The organism is Devosia sp. Root685, assembly GCF_001427875.1.
Lineage (GTDB): Bacteria > Pseudomonadota > Alphaproteobacteria > Rhizobiales > Devosiaceae > Devosia.
On record NZ_LMHK01000001.1, the window covers coordinates 1,290,292 to 1,316,185 of the forward strand.

General features: G+C 60.9%; 21 protein-coding genes. 13 read left to right on the forward strand and 8 right to left on the reverse strand.

Annotated features, from left to right (window positions below; all coding sequences use genetic code 11):
• Positions 1–46: 46 nt before the first annotated feature.
• The 5 genes from ASD83_RS06215 (at position 47) to pepT (ending at position 6,252) form a co-directional block, all read left to right on the forward strand.
• Positions 47–1,588: an ABC transporter ATP-binding protein gene (locus tag ASD83_RS06215; RefSeq protein ID WP_056308905.1), complete on the forward strand. Its 1,542-nt coding sequence runs from the start codon at positions 47–49 to the stop codon at positions 1,586–1,588.
• A complete protein-coding gene (locus ASD83_RS06220) occupies positions 1,585–2,658 on the forward strand; it encodes an ABC transporter permease (protein WP_056308907.1) in 1,074 nt (357 codons plus the stop codon). Before ASD83_RS06215 ends, ASD83_RS06220 begins: the two co-directional genes overlap by 4 nt.
• A 2-nt stretch (positions 2,659–2,660) precedes the next feature.
• The gene (locus ASD83_RS06225) at positions 2,661–3,608 is read left to right on the forward strand and encodes an ABC transporter permease (protein WP_056308909.1); all 948 of its coding nucleotides are present in this window, start codon (positions 2,661–2,663) and stop codon (positions 3,606–3,608) included.
• An 88-nt stretch (positions 3,609–3,696) separates the two neighbouring features.
• The gene (locus ASD83_RS06230) at positions 3,697–4,986 is read left to right on the forward strand and encodes an amidohydrolase family protein (RefSeq protein WP_056308911.1); all 1,290 of its coding nucleotides are present in this window, start codon (positions 3,697–3,699) and stop codon (positions 4,984–4,986) included.
• A 33-nt stretch (positions 4,987–5,019) separates the two neighbouring features.
• Positions 5,020–6,252 (forward strand): peptidase T, encoded by a 1,233-nt coding sequence (gene pepT, locus ASD83_RS06235; RefSeq protein ID WP_056309928.1) that lies wholly within the window; start codon positions 5,020–5,022, stop codon positions 6,250–6,252.
• A gap of 141 nt (positions 6,253–6,393) precedes the next feature.
• On the opposite strand, the gene ASD83_RS06240 is transcribed toward pepT, so the two are convergent.
• Positions 6,394–7,425 (reverse strand): helix-turn-helix transcriptional regulator, encoded by a 1,032-nt coding sequence (locus ASD83_RS06240; RefSeq protein ID WP_056308913.1) that lies wholly within the window; start codon positions 7,423–7,425, stop codon positions 6,394–6,396.
• Between the two features lie 300 nt (positions 7,426–7,725).
• Here ASD83_RS06240 and ASD83_RS06245 point away from each other — a divergent pair, with 300 nt between their 5' ends.
• The 5 genes from ASD83_RS06245 (at position 7,726) to ASD83_RS06265 (ending at position 13,256) form a co-directional block, all read left to right on the forward strand.
• On the forward strand, positions 7,726–8,592 hold the full coding sequence (locus ASD83_RS06245; protein WP_056308916.1) for a sugar phosphate isomerase/epimerase family protein: 867 nt from the start codon (positions 7,726–7,728) through the stop codon (positions 8,590–8,592).
• Entirely contained in the window at positions 8,589–10,100 is a 1,512-nt protein-coding gene (locus ASD83_RS06250) for a sugar ABC transporter ATP-binding protein (protein ID WP_056309930.1), read from the forward strand. The genes ASD83_RS06245 and ASD83_RS06250 overlap by 4 nt, the downstream gene beginning before the upstream one ends.
• A complete protein-coding gene (locus tag ASD83_RS06255) occupies positions 10,097–11,077 on the forward strand; it encodes an ABC transporter permease (protein ID WP_056308917.1) in 981 nt (326 codons plus the stop codon). Before ASD83_RS06250 ends, ASD83_RS06255 begins: the two co-directional genes overlap by 4 nt.
• A complete protein-coding gene (locus tag ASD83_RS06260; protein WP_056308919.1) occupies positions 11,074–12,060 on the forward strand; it encodes an ABC transporter permease in 987 nt (328 codons plus the stop codon). Before ASD83_RS06255 ends, ASD83_RS06260 begins: the two co-directional genes overlap by 4 nt.
• 65 nt (positions 12,061–12,125) lie before the next feature.
• Positions 12,126–13,256 carry a substrate-binding domain-containing protein gene (locus ASD83_RS06265; protein WP_244489114.1) on the forward strand — a complete coding sequence of 377 codons (1,131 nt, stop codon included), beginning with the start codon at positions 12,126–12,128 and terminating at the stop codon, positions 13,254–13,256.
• 97 nt (positions 13,257–13,353) lie between these two features.
• Here ASD83_RS06265 and ASD83_RS06270 read toward each other — a convergent pair whose 3' ends face one another.
• Entirely contained in the window at positions 13,354–14,226 is an 873-nt protein-coding gene (locus ASD83_RS06270; RefSeq protein WP_056308923.1) for a helix-turn-helix transcriptional regulator, read from the reverse strand.
• Between the two features lie 118 nt (positions 14,227–14,344).
• On the opposite strand from ASD83_RS06270, the gene ASD83_RS06275 reads away from it, so the two are divergent.
• Positions 14,345–15,751: a glycoside hydrolase family 4 gene (locus ASD83_RS06275; protein ID WP_056308924.1), complete on the forward strand. Its 1,407-nt coding sequence runs from the start codon at positions 14,345–14,347 to the stop codon at positions 15,749–15,751.
• Between the two features lie 123 nt (positions 15,752–15,874).
• Complete coding sequence (locus tag ASD83_RS06280; RefSeq protein WP_056308926.1) at positions 15,875–17,167, forward strand: ABC transporter substrate-binding protein; 1,293 nt, start codon at positions 15,875–15,877, stop codon at positions 17,165–17,167.
• A gap of 285 nt (positions 17,168–17,452) precedes the next feature.
• On the opposite strand, the gene ASD83_RS06285 is transcribed toward ASD83_RS06280, so the two are convergent.
• The 6 genes from ASD83_RS06285 to ASD83_RS06310 form a co-directional block, all read right to left on the reverse strand.
• Complete coding sequence (locus tag ASD83_RS06285; RefSeq protein WP_056308928.1) at positions 17,453–18,946, reverse strand: amidohydrolase; 1,494 nt, start codon at positions 18,944–18,946, stop codon at positions 17,453–17,455.
• Between the two features lie 64 nt (positions 18,947–19,010).
• Positions 19,011–20,024 carry an ABC transporter ATP-binding protein gene (locus ASD83_RS06290; RefSeq protein ID WP_056308930.1) on the reverse strand — a complete coding sequence of 338 codons (1,014 nt, stop codon included), beginning with the start codon at positions 20,022–20,024 and terminating at the stop codon, positions 19,011–19,013.
• Positions 20,021–21,028, reverse strand: a complete 1,008-nt coding sequence (locus ASD83_RS06295; protein ID WP_056308931.1) for an ABC transporter ATP-binding protein — start codon at positions 21,026–21,028, stop codon at positions 20,021–20,023. The genes ASD83_RS06290 and ASD83_RS06295 overlap by 4 nt, the downstream gene beginning before the upstream one ends.
• Entirely contained in the window at positions 21,025–21,936 is a 912-nt protein-coding gene (locus tag ASD83_RS06300) for an ABC transporter permease (protein WP_056308932.1), read from the reverse strand. Before ASD83_RS06300 ends, ASD83_RS06295 begins: the two co-directional genes overlap by 4 nt.
• Entirely contained in the window at positions 21,936–22,910 is a 975-nt protein-coding gene (locus tag ASD83_RS06305) for an ABC transporter permease (protein ID WP_056308933.1), read from the reverse strand. Before ASD83_RS06305 ends, ASD83_RS06300 begins: the two co-directional genes overlap by 1 nt.
• Before the next feature lie 55 nt (positions 22,911–22,965).
• Entirely contained in the window at positions 22,966–24,543 is a 1,578-nt protein-coding gene (locus ASD83_RS06310) for an ABC transporter substrate-binding protein (protein WP_156385780.1), read from the reverse strand.
• A 414-nt stretch (positions 24,544–24,957) separates the two neighbouring features.
• Between ASD83_RS06310 and ASD83_RS06315 the strand changes: the two genes are divergently transcribed.
• Complete coding sequence (locus ASD83_RS06315; RefSeq protein WP_056308937.1) at positions 24,958–25,878, forward strand: LysR family transcriptional regulator; 921 nt, start codon at positions 24,958–24,960, stop codon at positions 25,876–25,878.
• The last annotated feature ends 16 nt before the right edge of the window (positions 25,879–25,894 follow it).

Consider the following 25,894-nt stretch of genomic DNA (forward strand, 5'->3'; position numbering starts at 1 on the left):
GTGACGGCAAACACCAAGTCCCGACCATCCCTCTGGAGCACCAATCATGACCGATACCCCAGTGCTCCTGTCCCTCACCAATATCACCAAGCGGTTTGGCCCCCTGATCGCTAACAATGCCATTTCACTCGATCTGCATCGGGGCGAAATTCTGGCGCTGTTGGGCGAGAATGGCGCGGGCAAGACGACGCTGATGAATATCCTTTTCGGGCACTATGTGCAGGACGAGGGGGATGTGCTGGTGCTGGGCGACGGGGGGCTGGCAGCCTTGCCCCCGGGTTCGCCGGGCGCGGCGCTGAAGGCCGGGATCGGCATGGTGCATCAGCATTTTACGCTGGCGGAGAACCTGTCGGGGCTTGCCAATATCCGGCTGGGGACGGAGCCGCTGCTGTCGTTTGGGCGCGAAGGTGACGCGCGGGCCAAGGTCAAAAGGATCATTGCCGAGAGTGGGCTCGACGTCGATCTCGACCGGCGCGTAGCTGACCTGACCGTGGGCGAAAAGCAGCGTATCGAGATTTTGAAGGCGCTCTATCGCGACGCGAAAGTGCTGATCCTTGATGAGCCAACCGCTGTGTTGACGCCGCAGGAGGCCGAGGGGCTGTTCGTGGTGCTGCGGAGATTGGCGGCAAATGGCCTCGGGGTCATTTTCATCTCGCATAAGCTCGGGGAAGTGCTGGCCGTATCGCATCGCATTCTGGTGTTGCGCGGGGGGACCAAGGCGGGCGAACTGGTGACGGCAGATGCTGATCGGAGGGCGATTGCCGACCTGATGGTGGGCAAGGCCGTGGCCGAGGTGGTGCGCATTCCGGCGCTGCCAGGGGAAACGCTGCTGGAATTCGACGGCGTGTCACTGCACGCTGGCGGGCGGCAGGCGCTGAGCGGGGTCAGCCTGAAACTGCGGGCGGGTGAGATTGTCGGCTTGGCCGGGGTTTCCGGCAATGGACAATCTGGCATTGCGGCGCTGATTTCGGGGCTCGCGGTGCCGACGAGCGGCACGATGCGGCTTTATGGCGAGGCCGTTGCCAAGGCCAGCCCGCGCGATTTCGTGATGGCCGGGGTGGCGCGCATGCCCGAGGACCGGCAGCATGATGGCGTCGTCGGGACCATGAGCGTCGCCGACAATATCGCCATCGAGGACGTGCGGAGCCCGGCATTTTCGAAGATGGGTCTGCTCGACCGCAAGGCGATGCGGGAGCGGGCGAGCGCGGCCATTGCCGGTTATGACGTGCGCTGCCCCGGTCCCGATGCCGAGGCGCGGCTGCTCTCGGGCGGCAATGTGCAAAAGCTTATTCTGGCGCGGGTGCTGGAGCGCGAACCGCGCGTCATTCTCGCCAATCAACCGACGCGCGGGCTCGATGTCGGCGCGCAGGCGGAGGTGCATCGGCGTATTCTGGCGGCGCGGGATCGGGGCGCCGCGGTGCTGGTGATTTCGGAAGATCTCGACGAGCTTTTTGCGCTCGCGGATCGGTTCGTCGTGGTGCATGCCGGTGAATTGAGCGACGCGGGGCCGAGCGAAGGGCTCGATCGCGGCACGATCGGGTTGATGATGGCCGGACAGGCCCGGCCGCCCGTGGGGATTGCGTCATGAGCTTTCGACTGGAACCGCGGGAGCACGCATCCGTCGGGCTGAAACTCACCGTGTCGCTTGCGGCCGGCATTGTCGCCTTGCTGCTGGTGGCCATTCCGGTGCTGTCCGCCGGTGGCTCGCCCATTGAGGCCTATGGGCTGATGGTTCAGGGCGCGTTTGGCTCGATGTTTGCGCTCAGCGAAACGCTCAACCGGGCGACGCCGCTGATCCTGACCGGGCTTGCCTGTGCCGTCGCCTTCCGCGCGAAACTCTGGAATATCGGGGCCGAGGGGCAGCTTTATATTGGTGCGCTGGCGGCCGTCTGCGTCGGCAGCGGCCTGCTGCAATTGCCGCCCGCTTTGATGATCCCTACCGTGATGATCGCGGGCTTTCTGGCGGGCGGGTTGATGATGGTGATCCCCACGATCATCAAGCAGCGCTTTGGGGCCGACGAGGTGGTCATCACCCTGCTGCTCAATTTCGTGGTCATTCTCTTCATTCAGATGCTGGTCGAGGGCGTTCTTAAGGACCCGCTATCGATGGGCTGGCCACAGTCGGTGCCGCTGATCGCCGAGGCAAAGCTGCCCAAATTGCTGCCGCGGTTGCGGATGCATTGGGGGCTGATCGTTGGCGTCGTCGCGGCGCTGATCCTTTGGTTGATGGTGCGGAAAACCGTGTTGGGCTTTGAAATTCGCGCCGTGGGCGAGAACAAGGCGGCGGCGCGCTTTGCCGGTATTCCGGTCGATGCCACCATGCTGAAAGTGGCGCTGATTTCGGGCGGGCTGGCGGGCCTTGCCGGGGTGGGCGAAGTGGCCGGCGTAAAGGGCTATCTCTCCGCCGACCTGTCGCCGGGCTTTGGCTATTCAGGCATTGTGGTCGCCATGCTGGCGGGGCTTTCGCCCATTGGCACGGTGATATCAGCGGTGTTTGTGGCCGCCGTATTCGTGGGCGCGGATTCAATGAGCCGGGCGACGGGGATTTCGAGCTATATCGCCGATCTCGTCGTGGCCTTGTCGCTGCTCTGCGTGCTGGTCGGTAGCTTCTTCCTGCGGTTCCGCGTCAAATTCGAACGCCGGCAAGTGGGGGCCTGACCATGGATGCGCTGTTCGACATTCTGGGCTCCGCCAATTTCTGGGCTGCCGCCATTCGTATTGCGACACCGCTGATTTTCGGGGTGCTTGGCGCACTGATCTGCGAGCGGGCGGGCGTGCTTAATCTCGGGATCGAGGGGATTTTTGTTGCCGGGGCAATGGCGGGGTGGCTGGCGGTCTATCTCGGCGCGGGGCTTTGGGGCGGCGTGCTGGTGGCGGCACTGGCGGGGGCGCTGTTCGGGTTGCTGCATGCGTTTCTCACGGTCATTCTCGGCCTTTCGCAGCATGTGTCGGGCATTGGCATTACGTTGCTGGCGACCAGCGTGAGCTATTTCACCTATCGTACTGCCCTGCCCGATGTGACTTCGCCGCCACGCATTGCGGCGTTTCAGCCGCTCAATATTCCCGGGCTTTCCGATCTGCCGTTCATCGGCCCGGCGCTGTTTCAGCAGACGCCGCTGACATTTCTGGCGCTGGTCTTTGTGGTGCTGGTGGCGCTCGTGCTTTATCGGACGCCGCTGGGGCTCGCCATTCGCGCGGTGGGCGACAATCCCGCCTCGGTCGAGGCGCAGGGGCTTTCGGTCGTTGGGCTGCGGGTGGGCGCGGTGGTTGCCGGGTCGGCGTTGATGGCGCTCGGTGGGGCGTTTCTCACCATGTCGGCATTCGATGCGTTCTTCTTCGGCATGGTCAATGGCCGGGGCTGGATTTGTATTGCGCTGGTGGTTTTTGCCTCGTGGCAACCGGGCAAGGCGTTGCTGGGAGCGCTGCTGTTCGGGGCGTTCGACGCGTTTCAAATCCGGTTGCAGGCGCAGATCGGTCAGGTGGTGCCGGGTCAGGTGTTCCTCATGCTGCCATATCTGCTATCCATCGTGGCACTGATCCTGGTGGCGCGGCGGGCGGACTATCCGCGGGCGCTGTTGCAGCCGTGGACCAAGGGGCAGCGGCATTAGAGGCGCAACAATGTGCCACGCCTTCGTCCTTCGAGGCCGCTTCGCGGCGCCTCAGGATGAGGGCTACTTAAATGACTGAGGAATAAAAATGTTCGAGCTGAAAATCACCAATGCTACCCTGCCAGATGGGCGCAAAAACGTCGATATCGGGGTCAAGGGGGGCAAGATCGCTGCTATTGAGGCCAATCTTGGCGGCGAGGCGGGCGAGGTGATCGATGCCGATGGGCAGCTGGTGGCGCCGCCTTTTGTCGATTGCCACTTTCATATGGATGCGACGCTGTCGCTGGGGCAGCCGCGGTTCAATGAAAGCGGGCGGCTCCTGGAAGGCATTCAAATCTGGGGCGAATTGAAGCCGCTGCTGACCCAGGAGGCCGTGGTCGAGCGAGCGCTCAACTATTGCGACCTTGCGGCTGCGCAGGGACTACTCGCCATTCGCACCCATGTCGATATTTGCGACGAGCGGTTGCTGGGGGTCGAGGCGCTGCTGGAGGTGAAGCGGCGCGTGGCGCATTATATTGACCTGCAGCTCGTGGCGTTTCCACAGGATGGCTACTATCGCTATCCCGGTGCGATTGACCTCTTGAATCGTGCGCTCGACATGGGTGTCGATGTGGTCGGCGGCATTCCGCATTTCGAGCGGACCATGGCCGATGGCGCGGCGAGCGTGAAGGCGCTGTGCGAGATTGCCGAGAAACGCGGGCTGCTGGTTGATCTCCATTGCGACGAAACCGACGATCCGCTGAGCCGGCATATCGAAACGCTGACTTATGAAACGCAGCGGCTGGGGCTCAATGGCCGGGTCAATGGCTCGCATCTGACCTCGATGCATTCCATGGACAATTACTATGTCTCAAAGCTGCTGCCGCTGATGGCGGAGGCGGATGTTTCGGCGACGGCCAATCCCAATATCAATATCGGCATTCAGGGGCGGCACGACACCTATCCCAAGCGCCGCGGGATGACCCGCATTCCCGAAATGCTGACCTATGGCATTACCTGCGCCTTTGGGCAGGATTGCATGATGGACCCCTGGTATTCGCTGGGTCAGGCCGACATGCTGGAGGTGGCGTCGATGGGTTTGCATGTGGCGCAGATGACCAGCCGCGATGCGATGCGGCAGTGTTTTGACGCGGTGACGAGCGGGCCGGCGAAGATCATGCATCTTGAGGGCTATGGGGTCGAGGTTGGCAACAAGGCCGATATGGTGCTGTTGCAGGCGGCGGATTCTATTGAAGCCATTCGGCTCAAGGCGACGCGCATTGCCGTGATCAAGGGTGGCCGGGTGATCGCGCGGACCGCGCCGCGGCAGACAGCGCTGGCCCTGCACGACCGGCCGACGCGGCTCGATCCGGCGCGCGTGGGTCCGAGCGCCAACTAAGTAGCGACTTTTCTTTTGCAGATGAGCTTTTCCATGACCGATACCGTTCTCGACCGTTTCCTGCGTTATGTGCAGATCGATACTCAATCGGACGGCACTTCGCCGAGCCAGCCGTCGACGGAAAAGCAGAAGGATTTGAGCCGCTTACTGGTGAACGAACTGCTGGCGATTGGCTTTGCGGATGCGGAAATGGACGGCAATGGTTATGTCTATGCGACGGTGCCGACGAACACCGACAAGGACGTGCCGGTCATCTGTTTCTGCTCGCATGTGGATACGGCGCCGGACTTTAGCGGCACGGGCGTGAAGCCGCAGATCGTTCGCAATTATACGGGCGGCGATATTGTGCTGGCGGGGGACACGAGCCGCGTCATCAGGGTTTCGGAGCATCCGGAACTGGCCAATCAGATCGGCAATGACATTGTCACCTCCGATGGCACGACGCTGCTGGGGGCGGACGACAAGGCGGGGGTTGCCGAGATCGTGACGGCGGCGGAAATCTTGCTTAAGGACAAATCCATTCCGCATGGCGTGATCAAGCTGTTGTTCACGCCGGACGAGGAAATCGGGCGCGGGGTCGACAAGGTGGACCTCGAAAAGCTCGGGGCGCGCTTTGCCTATACGATGGATGGCGAAACTGCGGGGACCATCGAGGACGAGACGTTTTCAGCCGATGGGCTGGAGATTTCCATCACCGGTGTCGCCATGCACCCCGGCTTTGCCAAGGGCCGGATGGAAAATGCGATCAAGATCGCGAGCGAGATCATTGCGAGGCTTCCCCATGACGTATCGCCGGAAGGCACCGAGGGGCGCGAGGGGTTCGTTCATCCGGTCGGGGTGACGGGGTCGATGGAAAAGGCCGTCATTTCGATGATCGTGCGCGATTTCACCGAGGTGGGGCTCAAGGAAAAGGAAGCCATGATCGACGGGATCGCCAAGGCTGTCATCGCCCTCTATCCGGGGTCGAGCTATCGTGTTGCGATTAAAGAGCAATATCGCAATATGAAGCAGGTGCTCGACAAAAATCCTGAGATTGTCGAATACGCCGTGGAGGCCATTCGACGGGCGGGGATGGAGCCGGTGCGCGGATCGATCCGGGGCGGCACCGATGGGTCGCGGCTGTCGTTCATGGGCCTGCCCACGGCCAATATTTTTGCCGGTGGGCATGCGTTCCACTCGCCGCTTGAGTGGATCAGCCGGCAGGATATGGACAAGGCCGTGGCCACGATCGTGGAACTGGCGCGGGTCTGGGAGGAGCGGGCTTAGGGCGGTTCTCATGGTGAGGGCGTGCCGCTGAAACATCGGGGCACGCCCTCGTGGTTCGAGGCTACGCTGCGCTTCGCACCTCACCATGAGGGCTACTTGTGGGGCTGCGGGTGGGGCTACTGGTGGGGTTAAACCTGCGCTCTAAGCCGCGCGCTGCTCTCGTCTTGTTTCCTGCGGGGAAAAGCCGAAGCGGCGTTTGTAGCAGGTGGCGAAATACTGGCTTGAGGAGAAGCCGCATTCGAGGGCGACTTCGGTCACGCTGGCATCGGCGTTTTCGCTGAGCCAGCGCTTGGCCGCTTCGAGCCGCACCATTTGCAGGTAGCGCACCGGGGTCATGTTGGTGAGCGCCTGGCAGTGCTGGGAGAACTGGGTGCGCGAAAGGCTGCATTCGGCGGCCATGTTTTCGAGCGTCCAGTTTTCGTCGAGCGCGTGCGGCAGGCGATTGAGAAAAATCTGCACGGTGCGCTTGGAGCTGGCGAGATCTTCGTCGAGCATGGGGGCCTGGCGCTCCAGCTGCTCCATGAATTGCAGCAGCATCAGCGAAATCAGCAGACGCAGGCGAGTTTCGTTACCGGCGACATCGTGACCGGCGACGATCTCGGCAATGTCGTGGAAACTGCGGCCGACGTCGCGGCTGGCGGTGAGCACGTGCTGCTCGTTGCGGGAGAGAAGTTTGGTCAACCGCTCGGTATCGCGCTCGGGCCAGGCCATCCAATCGGGCCAGAGCCAATCTTCATGCGGGCGGCGGACGCCGACATCGAAGAGAACCCAGATGATCTGGCTGGCCGAAACATGGGGATCGCCGAACTGGTGTAATTGCCAGGGGCGCACGACGAACATCTGGCCCTCGGTCAGTTCGTGGCGCTGGCCATCGACTTTCAGCACCATGGAGCCGCGCGCCAGATAGGCGATTTTGACGCCCTCGTTGCAGTGTTCCTTGAGGCCCCAGTCCTGACCGCGCGCGGCGTCCCAGCCGCCGACGGACAGAACCTGCGGGAGCGCATCGCCGAGCGGTTTGCCGGGATATTTGCGGCGGGTCCAGGCGTTGAGTGTCACCTTGCCGGCGAGCGAGGCCTCATAAAGGTCGGCGCAATTGCCGGCATACATGAGCGCGCCGGGCTCGGTGAAGACGGCAGGACGCGCCAGAGCGTGCAAACGGGCTTCTGCGTTCATGGTCCCCTCCCCATGTATAAATTCTACCAGTGTTCTCATTCGAACGCGCGCTCACTTGCATTGCGCAATGATCACAGCGTTCGCCTCCTGGCCATGAACCTAGAGAATCGGATGCCCGGAAGTCAACTAGAGCCGTCATAAAGACAGCCAGACTGACATAACGGGCCGTAGAGGAGTTTTGACTGGAGCCGGTTTTTGCCGCGTTCGAAATTCGCTGGCGGGGTGCGGTGCAACAATTGTTGTACGTGCCTCAAGGCGGGTGCGAGCGGCGGCGCCAGGGTCCAGTGTGAGGGGAAGAGTATGAAGCTCGGCATCAATCTGCTGTGCTTGACCGACTTCGTGACCGAAGCGCATCTGCCGGCAATCCGGCAGATCAAGGCGCTGGGTTATGATGGCGTCGAGGTGCCGGTTCTTTCCGGCGAGCCATCGCATTATGCCTGGCTGGCGAAAGAACTGGATGCCATAGGGCTCGAGCGCTGCACGACCTCCATAGTGCCGAGCCCCGATGCCAGCCCGATTTCAAGCGATCGGGACAATCGCGCACGGGGCAAAAAGCATCTCGACTGGGCGCTCGATTGCGCCATCGCGCTTGGCGCGCAAAGCGTCGGCGGGCCGATCCATGCGCCGATCGGGCATTTTACGGGTTTTGGGCCGACCGAGAGCGAGCTTTCTTATGGCGCCGAGGCGCATCGGGCGCTGGCGACGCGGGCCGAGGCCAATGGCATTTATCTCAGCCTCGAGCATCTCAATCGGTTCGAGACTTATTTTCTCAACACCACCACCCAATGCCGCGACTATGCGCGGCGGGTCGACCATCCCGCATGCCGGATCATGTACGACACGTTTCACGCCAATATCGAGGACCGGAACCAGGTTCAGGCCTACGAAACCGTCGCGCCGCATGTCGGGATTGTCCATATCTCGGAGAATGATCGCGGCATTCCCGGGCGTGGGCATATCGATTTTCTCTCGATCATGCAGGCCGTGCGGCGCTCGGGCTATGATGGCTGGGTGACGCTGGAGGCTTTTGGGGCGGGTCTGCCCGCTATTGCCGCGGCGACGCGTGTCTGGCGGCCGCTGTTTCCCGATTACGATACGCTGTTTGCCGAAAGCGCGGCTTTCATCCGTGACACATGGGACGCGGCCGGGCGGGAAATCGCCGCATGAGTGATGTTCCAACCATCGAAATGCGCGGCATTACCAAGTCGTTTCCAGCGGTGAAGGCGCTGCGCGGTGTTTCCTTCACCTGTTCCAAAGGCGAGGTGCATGCGCTTTGCGGCGAGAACGGCGCGGGCAAATCGACGCTGATCAAAATCCTCTCCGGGGTCTATCGGCCCGACAGCGGCGAGGTGTTGATCGACGGGGTTGAGCAGCATTTCAGGCATCCGCAGGAAGCGCTGCTGGCCGGGATTTCGGTGATCTATCAGGAATTTTCGCTGCTGCCGGAGCGGACGGTGGCACAGAACCTGTTCCTCGGGCGCGAGCCGATGAAGAATGGGCTGATCGACAATAGAGCCATGGTTGCCGAGACGCGGCGCGTGCTGGGACTTTTCGGCGTGCGCCACCGGATCGAGCCGGAAACGCTGGTGGCCGATCTCGACGTGGCGAGCCAGCAGATGGTCGAAATTGCCAAGGCGATTTCGCTCAATGCCAAGGTTATCGTCATGGACGAGCCGACCGCCGCGCTCAACGAAGCGGAATGCGAGGTGCTGTTTTCGCTGGTCGATCAGCTTCGCGCCGCGGGCACGGCGATTGTCTATATTACCCACCGCATGCGCGAGGTTACGCGCCTCGCCAATCGGGTCACGGTCATCAGGGATGGCGAGGTGACGGCGAGTTTTGATCATGTGCCCGCGCCAGATGTCATTGTCCGCGCCATGGTGGGGCGCGATATCTCGGAATATTATCCGGAGCCGGCCACGCCGGGCGAAATCGGCTCGGTGGTGCTATCCGTTTCGGGCGGTGGGAACGCCGCATTGCGCGATATCAATCTTGAACTGCGCTCGGGCGAGATTGTCGGCTTTGCGGGCCTCCAGGGCGCGGGCCGCACGCCGCTGGCCATGGCGCTGTTTGGCGCTGCGCCCTTTACGTCGGGGACGATGATGCTCGATGGCGAGGAGGTCCGCCTCACTTCGCCACGTGATGCGATCCGCGCCGGGATCGGCATGTTGCCGGGCGACCGCAAGGCGCAGGCGCTGTTTCTGATGCAGTCGGTGCGCGACAATGGCATGCTGACGGCGCGTAGTTTTGCCAGCGCCGTGGGTGGCGATGGCGCTAATCGCTTTACCGATATTGCGGGGATGAATGCGCTGCTCGACCAGATGAAGGTTCGCGCGCCATCCTATGATCAGGAAATGCGCTTCCTGTCCGGGGGCAACCAGCAGAAGGCCATCGTGGCGCGCTGGCTGGCGTTGCGCCCAAAGGTGTTGATCTTCATCGAACCCACGCGCGGCATCGATGTCGATGCCAAGGCCAGCATCTATCACCTGATGCGCGATCTCGCCCGGGCGGGCACGGCGGTGATGATGGTGTCGTCGGACCTGCCGGAAATTCTCGGCGCATCCGACCGCGTTATCGTCATGCGCGAGGGGCGGATTGCCGGGGAATTTGGCCGCTCGGCAAGCGAAGCCGAACTGATGTTGGCGGCAACCGGGGAAACGGGGGTGGCCGCATGAGCGATACGCCCCTGCCCGCGCGCCGCCGCTTCCGCTTCGAGCGCCATGCGTCCACCATCCTGCTGCTGGCGTCGGTCGCGCTTTATGTCGCCTTGATCATCATCATGGGGCAGACGCGGTTTCTGACGCTCGAAAATCTGGTGGCCATTCTTGGCCGCTCGATTACGCTTGGTATCACCGCGATTGGTCAGACCTTTGCGATCCTGGTTGCGTCTATCGATCTCAGCGTTGCCAGCGTGATTTCGGCTTCCGCCGTCGTCACTTCGGTGGTGATGAATGGCGACCCGGCCATGATGTTGCCGGCGGTTATCGCGGTGCTGGCGCTCGGTGCCGTCGTCGGCCTCGCCAATGGCCTCGTCATCACCAAATTGGAGGTCAATCCGCTGATCGCGACGCTTGGCATGTCGCTGATCATCCAGGGTGTTTTGTCCTATTATTACAATAACTTCGCCGGCAATGTGCCGGCCGAGTTCCAGATCTTTGCCTATGGCACGGTGGGCATTGTGCCCTTCTCGCTGGTCTTCATGTTCGTGCTCGCCGGTTGCGCGTGGTTCGTGCTGCGCTTTTCCCGCTTTGGCTCGGATGTCTATTCGGTGGGCGGCAACAAGGATGCGGCGCGGCTTGCGGGGATCAAGACTGATCGCGTCGTTATCGGCGCGCATGTCATCTGTTCGCTCTGCGCCGCCATTGCCGGGATTTATCTCGCCTCGCGCTTGCGTTCAGGGGCGCCGTGGATCGGGGCCGAAGGGGTCTATGACCTTGAATCTATTGCCGTCGTCGTCATCGGCGGCACTGTTCTGGCCGGTGGGCGCGGCGGGATATGGGGCACCATGGCCGGCGTCATCATCTTCTCGCTGATCGACTCGATCTTCAACGTCGCCGGCGTCGATGCCTTCGTAAAACAGGTGCTGCGCGGCATCATCATCGTGGCTGCCGTTGCCTTTTATGCCGCCCGTTCGAAGAGGCCTGTCGCATGAGCGCGCAATCCCTGCCCCAAACCGAAACGCCGAAGCGCGGCCTGCCCAAGATCAATCCGGTCTATGTGCTGGTCGTGGCGCTGATCCTGGCCATCGTGGTCATGAACCCGGCCTTCGGCGAACCGACCGGCTATATGAACTTTTTGAAGCGCGTCACCGCCCTCGCCATTCTTTCGGGCGGGGCGCTCTATGTCATCGTTTCGGGAGGATTCGATCTCAGCGTCGGCTCGATCATGACGCTGACGGTTATCGGCTCGTCCATGCTGGCCAGCAACGATCCCAATTCGACCTATTGGATCATTCCGCTGATGCTGGGTATCGGGGCGGTCGTGGGGCTGATCAACGGGCTCGTGGTCAGTTATTTGAAGGTGCCGTCGCTGATTGCGACCCTGGGCATGATGATCACGCTCAATGGCGTGGCGTTCATGTGGTCGGGCGGTGCGCCGCGCGGCTATCTGCCCGATACGTTCCGCTTCTTCGGCCGCTACAATATCACTGATGTGCCTGTCATCACGCTGCTACCGGTGGCCGTGATTTGCCTCGTGGTCTTCGGGGTTATCCTCTGGTGGGGCATGCATCGGACCAATTTCGGCCGCATGCTGCATGCGGTGGGCGATAACCCGCAGGCGGCGCGTCTTGCCGGTGTGCCGGTCGAGCGCGTGCGGATTTCGGCCTTCGTGGTTTCGGCGCTGACGGCGGTTCTGGCCGGGGTCATTCTTGGCGGCCGGGCCGGTGTCTCGGTCAATATCGGATCGGGCTTTGAACTGCAGGCCATCACGGCGGCCGTCATTGGCGGGGCGCAACTGCTCGGCGGGCGCGGCTCGGTGCCCGCGGCAATTGCCGGGGCGCTGGCGCTCGAAGCCATTTTCACCCTGCTCAACCTCTTGGGATTGGCTCAGCCGGTCCGGCTGGTAGTGCAGGGACTTATCCTCATCGGCGCGGTGGCGCTGGCGACCTATCAGCGCAAGCGCTCGGGCCGATGAGCAAGAACAGGCGGCCGTCCGGTCGCCTGAGGGAAGAGTGGGAAAACCTCACGAGGGAGGAAGACGTGAAGAAGATTATTGTGGCAGCAGCCATATTCGGCATGCTGACGGGAGCGGCCTTTTCGCAGGCTCCGAACTTTGACGATCCGGCCGAATTTGCCAAGCAGCGGGAACAGCTGACGGCTAATTTCAACGGCCCGGCCGACAAGATGTATCTGCAATATGCCGGCGAGGCGATGGTCGATACCGCCCAATACAAGAAGGACGCGCCGTGGACGGTGTGCTTCTCCAATGCCGGGGTGAACAATCCCTGGCGTGTGGTGGGCTTTACCAACATGACCGAGGAAGTGAAGCTGCATCCGGAAATCGGCACCTTCACTCATGTCGATGCCGAAGGCTCGGACGACAAGCAGATCGCTGACATCGACGACCTGCTCGCAGGCGGCAATTGCAGCGTGCTGATCGTTTCGCCAAACTCCACCGCGGCCCTGACGCCCGCGGTCGAAAAGGCCTGCGCGGCTGGCCTGCCGGTCATCGTCTTCGACCGTGGCGTGACCACCGATTGCCCGGTGACCTTCGTTCACCCTGTGGGTGGCTATGGTTTCGGCATCCAGGCGGCTGAACACATCATCGCCAATGTGCCGGCCGGCGGCAAAGTGCTGATGCTGCGCATCCTGCCCGGCGTCGACGTGCTCGAAACCCGCGCCTCGGGTGCACGCAATATGTTCAAGGAAGCGGGCCTGACCGTCCTTGGTGAAGAATTCACCGATGGCGACAATGCCAAGACCAAGTCCATCGTTGAAGACTATCTGCAGCGCGGCACCATCGACGCCGTGTGGATGGATGCCGGCGCCACTGCCGTTGCCGCCGTCGAAGCTTTTGAAGACCAGGGCGTCGATGTCCCGGTCGTCACCGGCGAAGACCAGCAGGACTATCTGCAGAAGTGGCGCGACCTTGGCTTCAAGGGCATTGCCCCGACCTATCCGAGCTATCAGTGGCGCACGGCAATCATCGCCGCCGTCCAGACGCTCAAGGGTGAACAGGTCCCCGGCCCGGAATGGGTGCTGCCGCAGCCGGCAATCACCCAGGACGTGCTCGACCAGTACATCAACGAAAAAATGCCGCCGCTGCACTACGCCATGTGCGGGTGTGAAGACATGGCGACCTACCCCGAGGCTTGGGGCGGCACGAAATAAACGTTTCCCAACGACGACGGCGGGGCGCCCACGGGCGCCCCTTTTTGGCAGCAGGGCACATAGCGGCTTATCCACGCGACATCACGTAATTCGTGCTTTAGCGATCGGGAGTTGAGTGGATCTGACGCCGAAGAGATTTGTAGGCCTTGGGTGTCAAGCCAACCAAACTTCGGAAACTCGTCGCAAACCATTGGCTCGAGGAAAATCCGAGATCGAGCGCGATCGTGGTCACCGCATCATCGGTATTGATCAGCCGCCGCTTGGCCTCCCGTATCCGCGCCTCCTGAACGAAACGCGACGGAGAAATACCCACCTCGCGCTTGAATCGTTCATGAAGATAGCCCGGGCTCAGGTCGAAGCGCTTTGCCACCTCGGGGATTGCCAGGGGCTGTTGCAGATTGGCCCTCATGTATTCGGTCACCTGTACCATGCGTTCCGAAGGCATTTCGGCAATGACGAGGTTATGTTCCCGGACCACCAGCACGAGGATCTGCTGGAACAATGACCGGCTATATTGCTCGGCATAGGCATCCGGGTGCCGTTGCTGATTCAACAGGTCGGTAAAAAGCTGAGAGAAGCGGCTCGAAGCCGGAAAATGGTGCCGGGAAATAGAGGCCAGGCCGCGGTTGATGTCGGCGGCGACGCCCGGGTCCATTCCCGGAAGACTGGTGAACGGGAACTCGAAGCGCAGCCAATAGCGCACGCAGGGGTGCACAATGGCGCTCTTGCCGCCCTGCCAATCTCCCGGCCGATTCACAAGGACACTACCGGGCCGCGCTTCGTCGATCTGTTCACCATCCCACCACTCGACCGACCCCGACTCCAGGTAGCCGATCTCAAGACCATCATGTCCATCAGGCCGGGCGCCCCCCAAATGGGATTCGGTTGTTTCGTAGCGACCGAGGCTGACGAGCTCGGGCAAGACCAGACGATGCGGGCGCCGATATATCTCAAGGACTGACTTGTTCATTTTTCTCAGCCTCACCAACTGAAAGACTGCGGATCCCGAGCCACGATAGTGTCCTCCCCAACGAAGCGCGTCAAACAGCCTTCATGGTTGATCTGAGGCGCATAGACGAGGAGCATTTATGTCGGTCGCGAATCCGAAAGTCGTCGTCATCGGCGCCGGGAGTCTGTTTTTTGGACGCCAGGCAATTTGGCAGATGGCGCAGTCAACCTACCTTAACAAGGGCACGCTATCGCTCGTAGATACCGATGCCGGCAAGCTCGGCAAACTCAAGATACTTGCCGAAATGGTGGTTGCGGAAACCGGCGTGGCGCTTGAGATCGAGGCCAGCACGGACCGTAGGGCCGTTCTCGACGGCGCAGATTTCGTCGTGCTCAGCTTTGCCGAGGACACGGTGCGCTATCGCGGGCTCGATGTCGAAATCTCGGCAAAGTATGGAATTCGCATGTGCTCTGGCGATACGATCGGGCCAGGCGGGGTTTTCCGCGCCATGCGAGAACTTCCAGAAATCCTCGATTGCGCCAGGGATATCGAACAAATCTGCCCCGACGCATGGGTGATCAACTACATCAACCCTTCCGCAGTGAACGGAATAGCGTTGAAGCGCTTTGCCCCCAAGCTGAAGAGTTTTGGTCTCTGCGATAGCCTCCACATGCCGCATGTGAAGCGCCACTATGCCGAACGTGCCGGGATCATCGAACCGGGCAAAACGCTGTCGCCCGAGCAGGATGAAAAATTTGACCTGCGCATTGCGGGCGTCAATCACCTCACCTGGGTGCTGAAGGCCGAATATGACGGCAAGGACGTCATGCCCAACATCGGCGAAGCCATCCGCTTGAAAGCGGCCACCGAGACCGCTGGCGGCGACACCGGCGCCAAGGCCATCCACAACGATGCCATCGGCTACCAATTGTACCAGATGTTCGGCAAGGTGCCGGCCTGCGTCCCGCATACCAAGGAATATGTGCGGTTCTGGCAGGGGCATGGAAGGACCGCGGAAGCCATCCCCTCGCTATCCCTGTGGGAGACCGAGGCCCGCTACGCGCGCCATCGCGAGATGTGGGAAGAAATCGATCAGTTCATCTCCGGCGATCTGCCCATTTCACAATTCCTCACCCGCTATGGTGCCGACCACGCAACCGACATCATCGAAAACATGGTCGGTAATCTCGGCAAGCGCTTCTACATCAACACCTTCAACGATGGCGCCGTGCCCAATATGGCCGACGACGCCTATCTCGAACTGCTGTGCGACCTCGACATGAACGGTCCCAAGCCTATTGCCGTGGGCGATATGCCCCGGGGGCTGCGCGCCATTCAGGAAACGGTGCTCGACACGCATGAATTGACGGCTGAAGCCGTTGCCAAGGGCGATCGCGCCTTGCTTCGCCGCGCCTTGCTGATCGACCCGCTGACCAATTCCATCGCCGATACCGAAGCCATCATCGAGGAGCTTCTCGATGCTGAAAGGGACATCATTCCCCAGCACTGGTACGGCGGCGAAGGCGCCTTGCAAAAGACCGCGTAAAGCAAAAGCCAAGGCGCTTGGAGGCGTGCCTTGGCGCCTGACTTTTCGTTAGATCGCAGCCCGACAACGGCGCTGCGAAAATTACGGGATGCGGACCCAAAGGGCCGCAATTTGGAGGAAAAAATGCAATTTCAAACCAACCGTCGCACCTTTTTGATGGGCGGCACAGCGCTTGGCTTGGGGCTCGCGATGGGGACCTTGCCCGCCTTCGCACAAGCGAGCAACCTACGCCTTATGTTCTGGGGCGGCCAGGACCGCGCCGACCGCACCAATGGCGTCGGCGATCTGTTCAAGGACGCGACAGGCGTCAGTATCGATACCGAATTCATGTCGGGGAGCGACTACTGGCCAAAGCTGGCGACCCAGACTGCCGGCGGCAGCGCGCCAGATATCATGCAGATGGACTACCAGTACCTGCTCGAATATGCCAAACGCGGCGCCCTCGCCCCGCTTGATGAATTCGTCGGCGAACAGCTCAAGCTCGATGGCTTTGACGTCGATCAACTCAATGGTGGCAAGGTCGATGGAAAGCTCTTCGGGGTCTCGCTTGGCGCCAATTCCGTTGCCGCTATCGTCAATACGACAGCGTTTGAGGAGGCAGGCATCGACCTGCCCACCAACGACTGGAATTATGAGGACATTTTCGAAACCGGCCAGGCTTTCGCAAAGGCGAACATTCGCGGCGGCATGACGATGATCGCGGATTTCTCGGGGTCAGTGCCCGCCTTTGAGAACTGGCTGCGCCAGAAAAAGCGCGCCCTTTATACCGCAGACGGCCAGCTTGGCTTCGGCGCCGAAGAGGCCACGCAGTGGCTCACCATGTGGAAGGAATTCCGCGACGCCGGCGTAACCGTCTCAGCCGAGAATGCTGCGCTTTCGACCGGCGCTCTCGAGACAACGTCGCTGGTCAGCGGCAAGTCGGCAATCACTCACGCGCATTCCAATCAACTGTTGGGCTTTCAGGCTTTGATGCAGGATCGCCTTGGCCTTATTGGCTATCCGCGCCTCGCAAAGGGCGTTGGCGGCGGCCACTATCGCAAACCCTCGCAACTCTTTGCCGTCGCGAGCACGTCGCAGGGCAAGAAAGAGGCCGCGGAATTCATAAACTTCTTCGTCTCGAACCCAGAGGCCGCAAAGATTCTCGGCGTGGAGCGCGGCGTTCCATGCCTTGCGGCCACGCGTGATGTGGTCGCGCCAACGCTGAGCGAAGAAAACCGTGCTGCCGTGGACTTCGTGACCAATCTTGGCGACCTCCTCGGCGCTTTGCCGCCGCCGCCGCCATCGTCTTCGGGCGAGATCGAACTCTCGCTCTTGCCCAGCATCAGCCAGGAAGTGGCCTTTGATGCTCGAACCCCGGAAGACGCGAGCCAATACTTTGTCTCCGAAGCCTCAGCGATCCTCGAGAGAGCATCCTGAACGAGATGGCGCGCCCCCAACGGGCGCGCCAATTTTGACTCCTTGGATAGAATAAGCGCAGCGGAGCTGGCTGCGGCCGCCCGTTTCACCTTCGACTTTAGCGCTTGCCGCAGATCGTAGGGACCAGGATGGAGTGGCGATCGGACGGTCCGCTTTGATGTGCATGCGGCCGTCGATACCAAGCATCATGTCGTCGATAGCTGTCTTCAGACATTGGAGCTGAAGTGCCGTGCATTCACATCGCGTAGGTCTGCTAATCCGGCAACGTGACGTTGACGCTCTTCATCAGGCAGGATCACTTGATGGCTGAATTGTTGAGCGTCGGTTCGACGTTGAGTTGTTTGGCGGCACCGTGCCTTCGGGAAGAGGCGACGTGTAAGCCTCGCCTCGACGCCGATCAACTAAGTCAGAAGCAGCACGCGCTCTCAGTTCTGGATCGCGGATGACCCGCGCGGCTGTTGCAGCCATTACCTTGGCCGCCGTGATCATGCCCTTGTGCGCTGCGGGAAGTTTTCCCTGGGTCACGGTTTGCCAAGTGTGGAATGGCGTACCAATGGCGGTGGTCGCAACAAGGCATTGTGCGGTCGGCACGATACAACTGACATCACCAACGTCTGTGGACCCGAAAAACAGACGCGGCTCTGCAGGCAGAGGCAAAATTTCGTCGTGCAGCGACTTGGTGAATTGCCTCGATACCCCAAGAGCCTCGGCGCTGGCGCGGCGGTCGGCATCGGTCAACGCGGCAGCACTCAAGCGGTCGGCAAAATCGAAATCGTCATGGTCGAAGGCCGGTGCGCCGAGGCGCTCAAATTCCTCGCGCATCGCCTCTTCCAGCGGGCGGTTCGGCAAGACACCTGATGTGGCGCGATCAAAAATCATTTCGACCTTGGTCTCGGTCATCATCGCAGCGCCTTCGGCGATTTTCTGTACACGGCCGAACAGCGTGCGGACGTCTTCGAGGCGCGGGGCGCGAACCAGATAAAGCCCTTCGGCGAGCGATTGCACGACGTTGGGGGATACACCGCCCGTTTCCGTAACGGCGTAATGCACGCGCGCTTCAGACGGCATATGTTCGCGCATGTAGTTGATGCCCACATTCATCAGCTCGATCGCGTCGAGCGCACTGCGCCCAACTTGCGGGCTCACGGCGGCATGGGAACTGCGTCCGGTAAATCGGAAATAGGCCTGAAAATTGGCCAGAGTGGCGGCTGACATAACTGCGTTATAGTCACTCGGATGCCAGCAGAAGGCCGCATCGAGATCGTCGAAAACGCCCTCGCGCGCCATGTAGGTCTTGCCTGAACCGCCCTCCTCCGCCGGACAACCGTAATACCGTACACGCGCGGCGATGCCGGCCTCTGCCAGGGCGTCCCGCAAGGCAACTGCTGCGAGCAGCGATGCTGCTCCGAGGAGGTTGTGGTGACATCCATGGCCGTTGCCTCCCTCCTGCAAAGGACGGAACTCGGTCAGGCCTGCGCCTTGCGACAATCCCGCGAGGGCGTCGAACTCTCCCAAGAACCCAATGGTGACTTCGCCCTCACCGGCCTCGGCCACAAAGGCGGTGGGAATGCCTGCCACGTTGCGCTGGATGGAAAAGCCTTCGGCTTCGAGAGCCTGAATATGCTCTTCGACAGAGCGATGTTCTTCAAAGCGAAGCTCCGGCATCCCCCAAATGCGATCGCTTAACTCTGTATAAGTGGCAGCCTTGCGATCCGCGCAGCGAGCGATCTGCTCCGTACCGAGAATGTCGTTGCTGGCAAAAGGCGTAGTGGTGGTCATGTTTTTACTCAAAAAGAATTTTACACGCGGCTTGTCGGCAGCGTCCTGCGACGCGGCCCGCTGTTCAGGCCGGTGTGTTCAGATGACAGGCCGAAACCCGGCCGGGACCGACAGGCAGCAATTGCGGCATGTGGCTTTTGCAGCGGTCCATGACGTGTGGGCAGCGGGGATGAAAGGGACAGCCTGAAGGCGGCTTCAGCGGCGAAGGAAGTTCGCCCACGATGGGCTGGTAATCGCGTTCACGCGCCTCAAGCAGCGGCAACTGCTCGAGGAGAAGACGCGTGTAGGGATGGTTCGGGTTGTCGAACAGGTCCTCGGTCGAGGCCACCTCAACCGCCTTGCCGAGATACATGATGACCACACGGTCCGAGATATGCTCGACCACACCCAAATTGTGCGAAATGAACAGATAGGTCAGGTCGAATTCTTCGCGCAGGTCCATGAAGAGGTTGAGGACTTGTGCCTGGATGGAAACGTCCAGAGCCGCCACGGCCTCGTCGCAGATGAGGACTGAAGGCTTCACCGCGAGCGCACGGGCGATGCCGATGCGCTGACGCTGCCCTCCGGAGAACTGGTGCGGATATCGATCCGCATAGGCTCCCGACAGGCCGACTTTCTCCATCAACCCTGTGACGTAGTCACGCTTTTCCGAAGACTTGACGATGCCGTGCACCACAGCGGGCTCGCCGATGATGTCAACGACGCGCATGCGCGGATTGAGCGAGGCGAACGGGTCCTGGAAGATCATTTGCACGCCAAGGTCGAATGCCCGGCGCTGTTCTCTCGTCATGTCCGGTACACGGACGCCTTGATAAGAGATTTCGCCCGCAGACAGGCTGGCAATGCCCGCCAGCATGCGCGCGACGGTTGACTTCCCACAGCCCGACTCGCCAACAATGCCCACGACCTCGCCGCGTCGGACCTGCAGATCCACACCGGCCACCGCCTTGATTTCCGTCTTCTTCACTCTGGCGCCAAACAGATTGGCGATGTGACCGATCACTCCGATAGGCGTGACGAAGCTCTTGGCCAGTCCCTGGAATTCCAGGATGGCCTCCGAAGTGGACTGCGTCGTCATGGGCGTGGTCCTCCCAAAGGGTTCCAGCAGCGATACGCGCGACCATCCGGTTCGATCGTATTCAGGGGTTCGTCACCACACGCTGCAACCGCATAGGCACAACGCTCACGGAAGGCGCAGCCTTGCGGCAAGTTGAGCAGCGACGGCGTCATGCCGGGAATCTGGTGCAGGCGGCTGCCTCGCGTTGACCGCGACGGCACGGAATCGATCAGCCCCTTTGTGTAAGGGTGCCGTGGATTTTCGATGATCTCCTCGGTCGTGCCGAGTTCGACAATGCGGCCCGCATACATAACGGCGATGCGGTCGGCCAAGCCTGCGACCACGGCAAGGTCATGGGTCACCCAGATCAAGGCAGTGCCGACCTGCCGGCACAGCTTCTTCATCTCATGGATGATCTGACCCTGGATCGAGACGTCGAGCGCCGTCGTGGGCTCGTCGGCGATGATCAGACCGGGCTTGTTCATCAAGGCTATGGCAATGGCGATGCGCTGGCGCATGCCACCCGACAATTCGTGGGGATAGCTGCGCAGACGCTCGTCCGGCGACGGGATGCCAACCATGACCAGCACTTCGCGTGCCCGGGCATAGGCCTGGGCCCGGTTGACATTGGCATGGGCCTGCATGGCCTCGATCATCTGGGCATCGATCCGCAGAACCGGATTGAGCGTCATGGACGGATCTTGGAAGATCATGGCGATGTCGCCGCCGCGCAGCTGCCGCCAGCCTTCCTCGTTCAGAGCCGTGAGGTCTTTTCCATTGTAAGTCATAGAGCCGGAGACGACGCGACCGGGCGGATCGATCAGCCCTAGAATGGAGAAGCCCGTGATGGATTTACCGGAGCCGGACTCTCCGACAAGGCCCAGGATTTCACCCTTGGCCAATTCGATATCGACACCATCGACTGCCTTCACCACACCTGCGCGCGTCGCAAAATGCGTCTTTAGGCCCTTTATCGACAACAGGTTTTCGGCGGCCTGGGCGCGCGCACTATTTGTTCCGATCATTGTGCGCTCCTCGGATTGAGAATGTCGCGGAGGTGATCGCCCACAAGATTGATGGCGACGATGATCAGGGCCAACGCGATGCCGGGAAAGAACGAGATCCAGTACTGACCCGACAGCATGAATTCGAAGCCGTTTGCGATGAGCATGCCCAGGGATGGCTGTGTCACGGGAACGCCGATGCCCAGATAGGATAGGGTTGCTTCGGCAGCGATGGCATGCGCCAGGTCGATAGTGGCAATGACGATCAGCGGCGGCATGCAATTGGGCAGCATGTGCCTGAAAATGATGCGCTGCGGCGAGAGGGCGAGGCAGCGAGCCGCCTGCACATATTCTCGGTTGCGCTCGACCAGCGCCGTTCCGCGGGCGGTCCGCGCGAAGTAGGCCCATTGGACCACGATCAGCGCGATGATGACTTTATCGATGCCTTGTCCAAGCACCGACAACAGGATCAATGCGAGCAGGATCGCCGGGAAGGATAATTGCAGGTCGACAATGCGCATGAGCAGCGCATCGACCTTCCCACCGAAATAGGCCGCCGTGAGGCCGATAGTAGCGCCGATCAGCAACGACCCGGTCACCGATACGAAGGCCACGATGAGGCTGGTGCGCATGCCGTAAAGAATCGCCGAGAGCACGTCTCGCCCCTGCCCGTCGGTGCCCAGCCAGTAGGTTATGCCAAGCGATTCCGAAACGCTGCCCGGCGGCAACTGGGACTCGAAAATATCGAGTTTGCCAATATCAAACGGGTTCTGCGGTGCGACCCAGGGCGCCAGCACAGAAGGCACAATTATGAGCGCGAGGAGGATCAGCCCGAAAGTGGCCAACCGGTTTTCCAGAAACTGGGACCTGAGCCGCTGAAACGGGGTTTCGACTGCAACAGTCGGTGCTTGTGGTGATGCGGTGCTCATTAATCACGGACCTTTTCACGCGCCGTGGGATCGATCGCCATGTAGAGAATATCGACCACCAGGTTGAGCATGATGAGAAAGAACACCATCAGAACGAGGTAAGCGACGACGACAGGGCGATCGAGAATGATGATGGAATCGATCAGCAGCTTGCCCATGCCGGGCCAGGCGAAGACGGTCTCGGTCACCACAGCGAAGGCCACAGCCTGTCCGAACTCCAGGCCCGTCACCGTGACGATGGGAATAAGGATGTTGCGGAGGAGATGAACCCCCACCACGCGCCGCGGCCGCACTCCTTTGGCACGGGCGAACTTGATGTAGTCCATCGGCAGTACTTCGCGGGTGGCGGCCCGCGTCACACGAATGATGAGCGCCGCCTTGGCCAGGCCCAGCGTCAGTGCGGGCAGGATGAGATGGCGCCAACCGTCGGGGGTGAGCACACTCAGCGACAAGCCGCCGACACTCACCGTGCTGCCGCGACCTGAAGAGGGTAAAAGTCCGAGGTAGACCGAGAAAAACATAATCAGCATGAGGCCGATCCAGAACGTCGGCAGGCTGAACCCGAGGATGGAGACGGTCATGACGGCCTTTGAGGAGGCCGCCTTGGGACGCAAACCCGCCAGCATACCGAGCGGCACGCCGACCAGGACGGCAAAGCCGATGGCAACCACCACCATCTCGATGGTGGCCGGCATACGCTCGAGAATGAGTTGCATGGCTGGCTGGCCGGTCAGGAAGCTGCGGCCGAAGTCGCCGCGAGCGGCATTACCGACAAAGGTCAGGTATTGCATCCAGATGGGTTGATCGAGGCCGAACGCCTGCCGCACGGCGGCGCGCTCCAAATCATTGGCTTCAGGGCTGACGAGCATCGCTGTCGGGTCGCCGATGAGGTAGAGGCCGATAAAGACCAGCATCGACATCACCACCACTGCTCCCGCAGCCTGAATGAGCCGATTGATGATGAAAAGGAGCACTGGACCGTTCCCCGGTTATCGAATTGGCCCCGGCATGCACCGGGGCCAAAAGAAGTTATTCTGCGCTGACGATATACTGGGGCAGCGTGTACTGATCGGCGCGGCCCTCCATCGTCAGGCCATTGCGCAGAGCCCAGACAGGCACTTCGTAATGGACCGGAATGATGCCGAAGTCGTTGAGCACCATGGAGTCGGCCTGAGACAGAATGGCGCCGCGCGCTGCGTCGTCCATGGTGGATGCTGCTTCGGCGAGCAACGCATCAACCTCAGGATTGGAATAGCGGCCGCCATTGGCGGTGCCCTTGCCCTGCTCGCGGTCATAGGTGTTGATAAGAGCATTTAGCGTGGTGAGATTTTCGCCACTGCCGTTGCCCCAGGCACCCAGATAGGCGCTGTACTTCATTTCATCGCGGTTCTGGAAGAATACCGGCGGCGCCGAAGCCTCGACTTCCGTGGTTACACCGACGCGGCTCCACATGGATGCGATGGTCTGAGCAATGCGGACGTCGTTGACGTAGCGGCCGTTTGGCGAACCCAGCACGATCGAGAACCCGTCAGGATAGCCCGCTTCGGTGAGCAGGGCCTTGGCCCGTTCCACGTCAACGGTCGGCGCAGTCGCGTGATCCGGGCTCGAACCGAGGAAGTGAGCAGGAACCAGATCGCCGGCGGGTTCGGCCAGGCCACCCATCACGCGGTCGACAATGCCGTAGCGGTCAATGGAAATGAACAGGGCTTCCCGGACCCGAGCATCCATCAGTGGATTGGTGTCCGTGCCGGAAATACCCGGGCTTTCACGATCCTGCTGATCGAGCGCAATGTAGACGACGCGACCCGCCGGCGCCTTGGCGATGGTAAGGTCGGGGTTGTTTTCGAAGTCCGAAAGGTTTGCAGTCGGAGGATCTTCCATGACAGCAATGTCGCCGGCGAGCAAGGCTGCAGCACGAGCCGCGGCGTTGGTCATTGGGCGCATGGTGACCGTGTCCCATTCGGGCGCATCGCCCCAATAGTTTGGATTGCGCTCGACCACAAAGTCAGCGCCCTTTTGCCACGAAACGAATGTGAACGGCCCGGTGCCGATCAAACCATCGCCGCGGTTGAGTTCGGTCGTCGTCTTGCCTTCGGGCGCGTCGCCGGCGGCGGCGAGATGAGACATGATCACGACCGATGTGATGTCGGCGGCAAGCAGAGGATACGGCTTAAACGTCGTCATCTTGACCGTGTAGTCGTCGATGGCTTCAACGCTTTCGATCTGACGCGTGAAAAGCGTATAGGCGCTTGGGCTATTAGGGACTTTTGCCACGCGGTCGAAGGAGAACAGAACGTCCTCTGCAGTGAATGGCGAGCCGTCGGAGAACGTCACATCCTTGCGCAGGTTGAACACCCACTCCGTCGGGGTGACATTTTCCCAGCTTTCAGCCAGCGCCGGCTGCGGAACCGCAAAAGCGTCCATCATCACCAGCGGTTCGAACATGGTAAACGCAACCTGCATATTGGTTGCCAACACATGGAACTGAGGATCGAGCGAGCTAGGTTCCGACTTGATGCCGATCATCAGATCAGCCGCATGAAGGGGCATAGCCCCAAGCATCAGTGCTGCCACAGAAGTGGCAAGGGTGCCTGTAAAGAGGCGCATTTTGTTCTCCTTTTTCACCCCGCGCTTTCACGCAAGGCATTCCCGTTCGGCATATTCCCTTCGGTCCAACCTGCTCAAATTTTTCCCTCGTCACCTGCCCCTTGGAGCTTATTCGTGACTTTTGAACAGGGAGGCAGACCTCCTGCGACCGCGAGAACTGGCGGATGAACGCCAAGAAACACGGCACATAGTCGATCGCGGTGCAGCCTAGCCAACTGCCGAAGGGGTGGCGGCGTCACGCTTTGCGAGCGACTGGACGCCATTGTTTGCGCATGGATATATGCATTTCAATAAACTATCACGGCACAAGCCATGAATAGTAGTTATATTGAAATCCTGGCTTAGCCAGAGTAATCCAGCTATGTGATCTAGGCGCCGTCGAAGCCGGCGCCTCGCAAGTGACCGGAGCGCGACATGGATTTTCGCCAGCTTAGAAATCTGGTTTTCGTCGCTCGCCACGGCAGCTTCGGCATCGCGGCCAACACCCTTAACGTCACACAGCCAGCGCTGAGCAAAAGCCTGCGGGTATTGGAACAGTCGATGGGTGTGCGGTTGCTGGATCGGGGCCCCTGGGGCGTCAAGCCTACGGAATATGGCCGCAGGCTCATCGAATATGGAGAAGTCATTCTCAGTCTCAGCGACGAGGCGCGCAACGAGCTGGATGCCATGCGCGGCGCACGCCGAGGACTGCTCAGAGTGGGCGCCAACGCCACTGCCATGCGAGAAATCGTCCCGAAGGCCACGCGGCAATTTCTCGGCACGCATCCTGACGTGGCCGTGACTCTCAATGAGGAATTGAGCCCTGCCCTGCTCAATCTTCTGATAAACGGCTCGCTCGACCTTGCCGTGATGACCCGGCCCAAGGACTTTCCGGCAGAAGAGATCGAATTTCGAACGATCCTCGAAATTCCGGTCGATATCGTTGCCGACCGAGGCCATCCGCTCGCGTCGAGACAAACAGTCGTTACATCGGAACTTTGCGCCTACGACTGGATCTTGCCGGCCCGGCCCGATCCGGACAGGCTGGCGCTCGATTCCCTGTTCGCTACGGCCCAGTTGCCGCTGCCTCAGGCTGCCTGCGAAACAACATCGTCGAACTTGCAAATTGCCATGCTGATCGGGTCGAACTGGCTAAGCTATCTGACACGCACCAGCGCTTATGCCCACGCTGCAGACGCCAAACTCATGCCACTGAACATGTCTGGTCCAACCTGGACCAGACAGATCGGCGTCGCCATACGCAAGAAAAGCATCATGCGTCCGGTCGTCAAAGCCTATCTCAAGGCCGTCGACGCGATTGGCATGGATATACAGCAGCGATCAACTGCTGTCTGAGCCAAGCCTTGGTGCA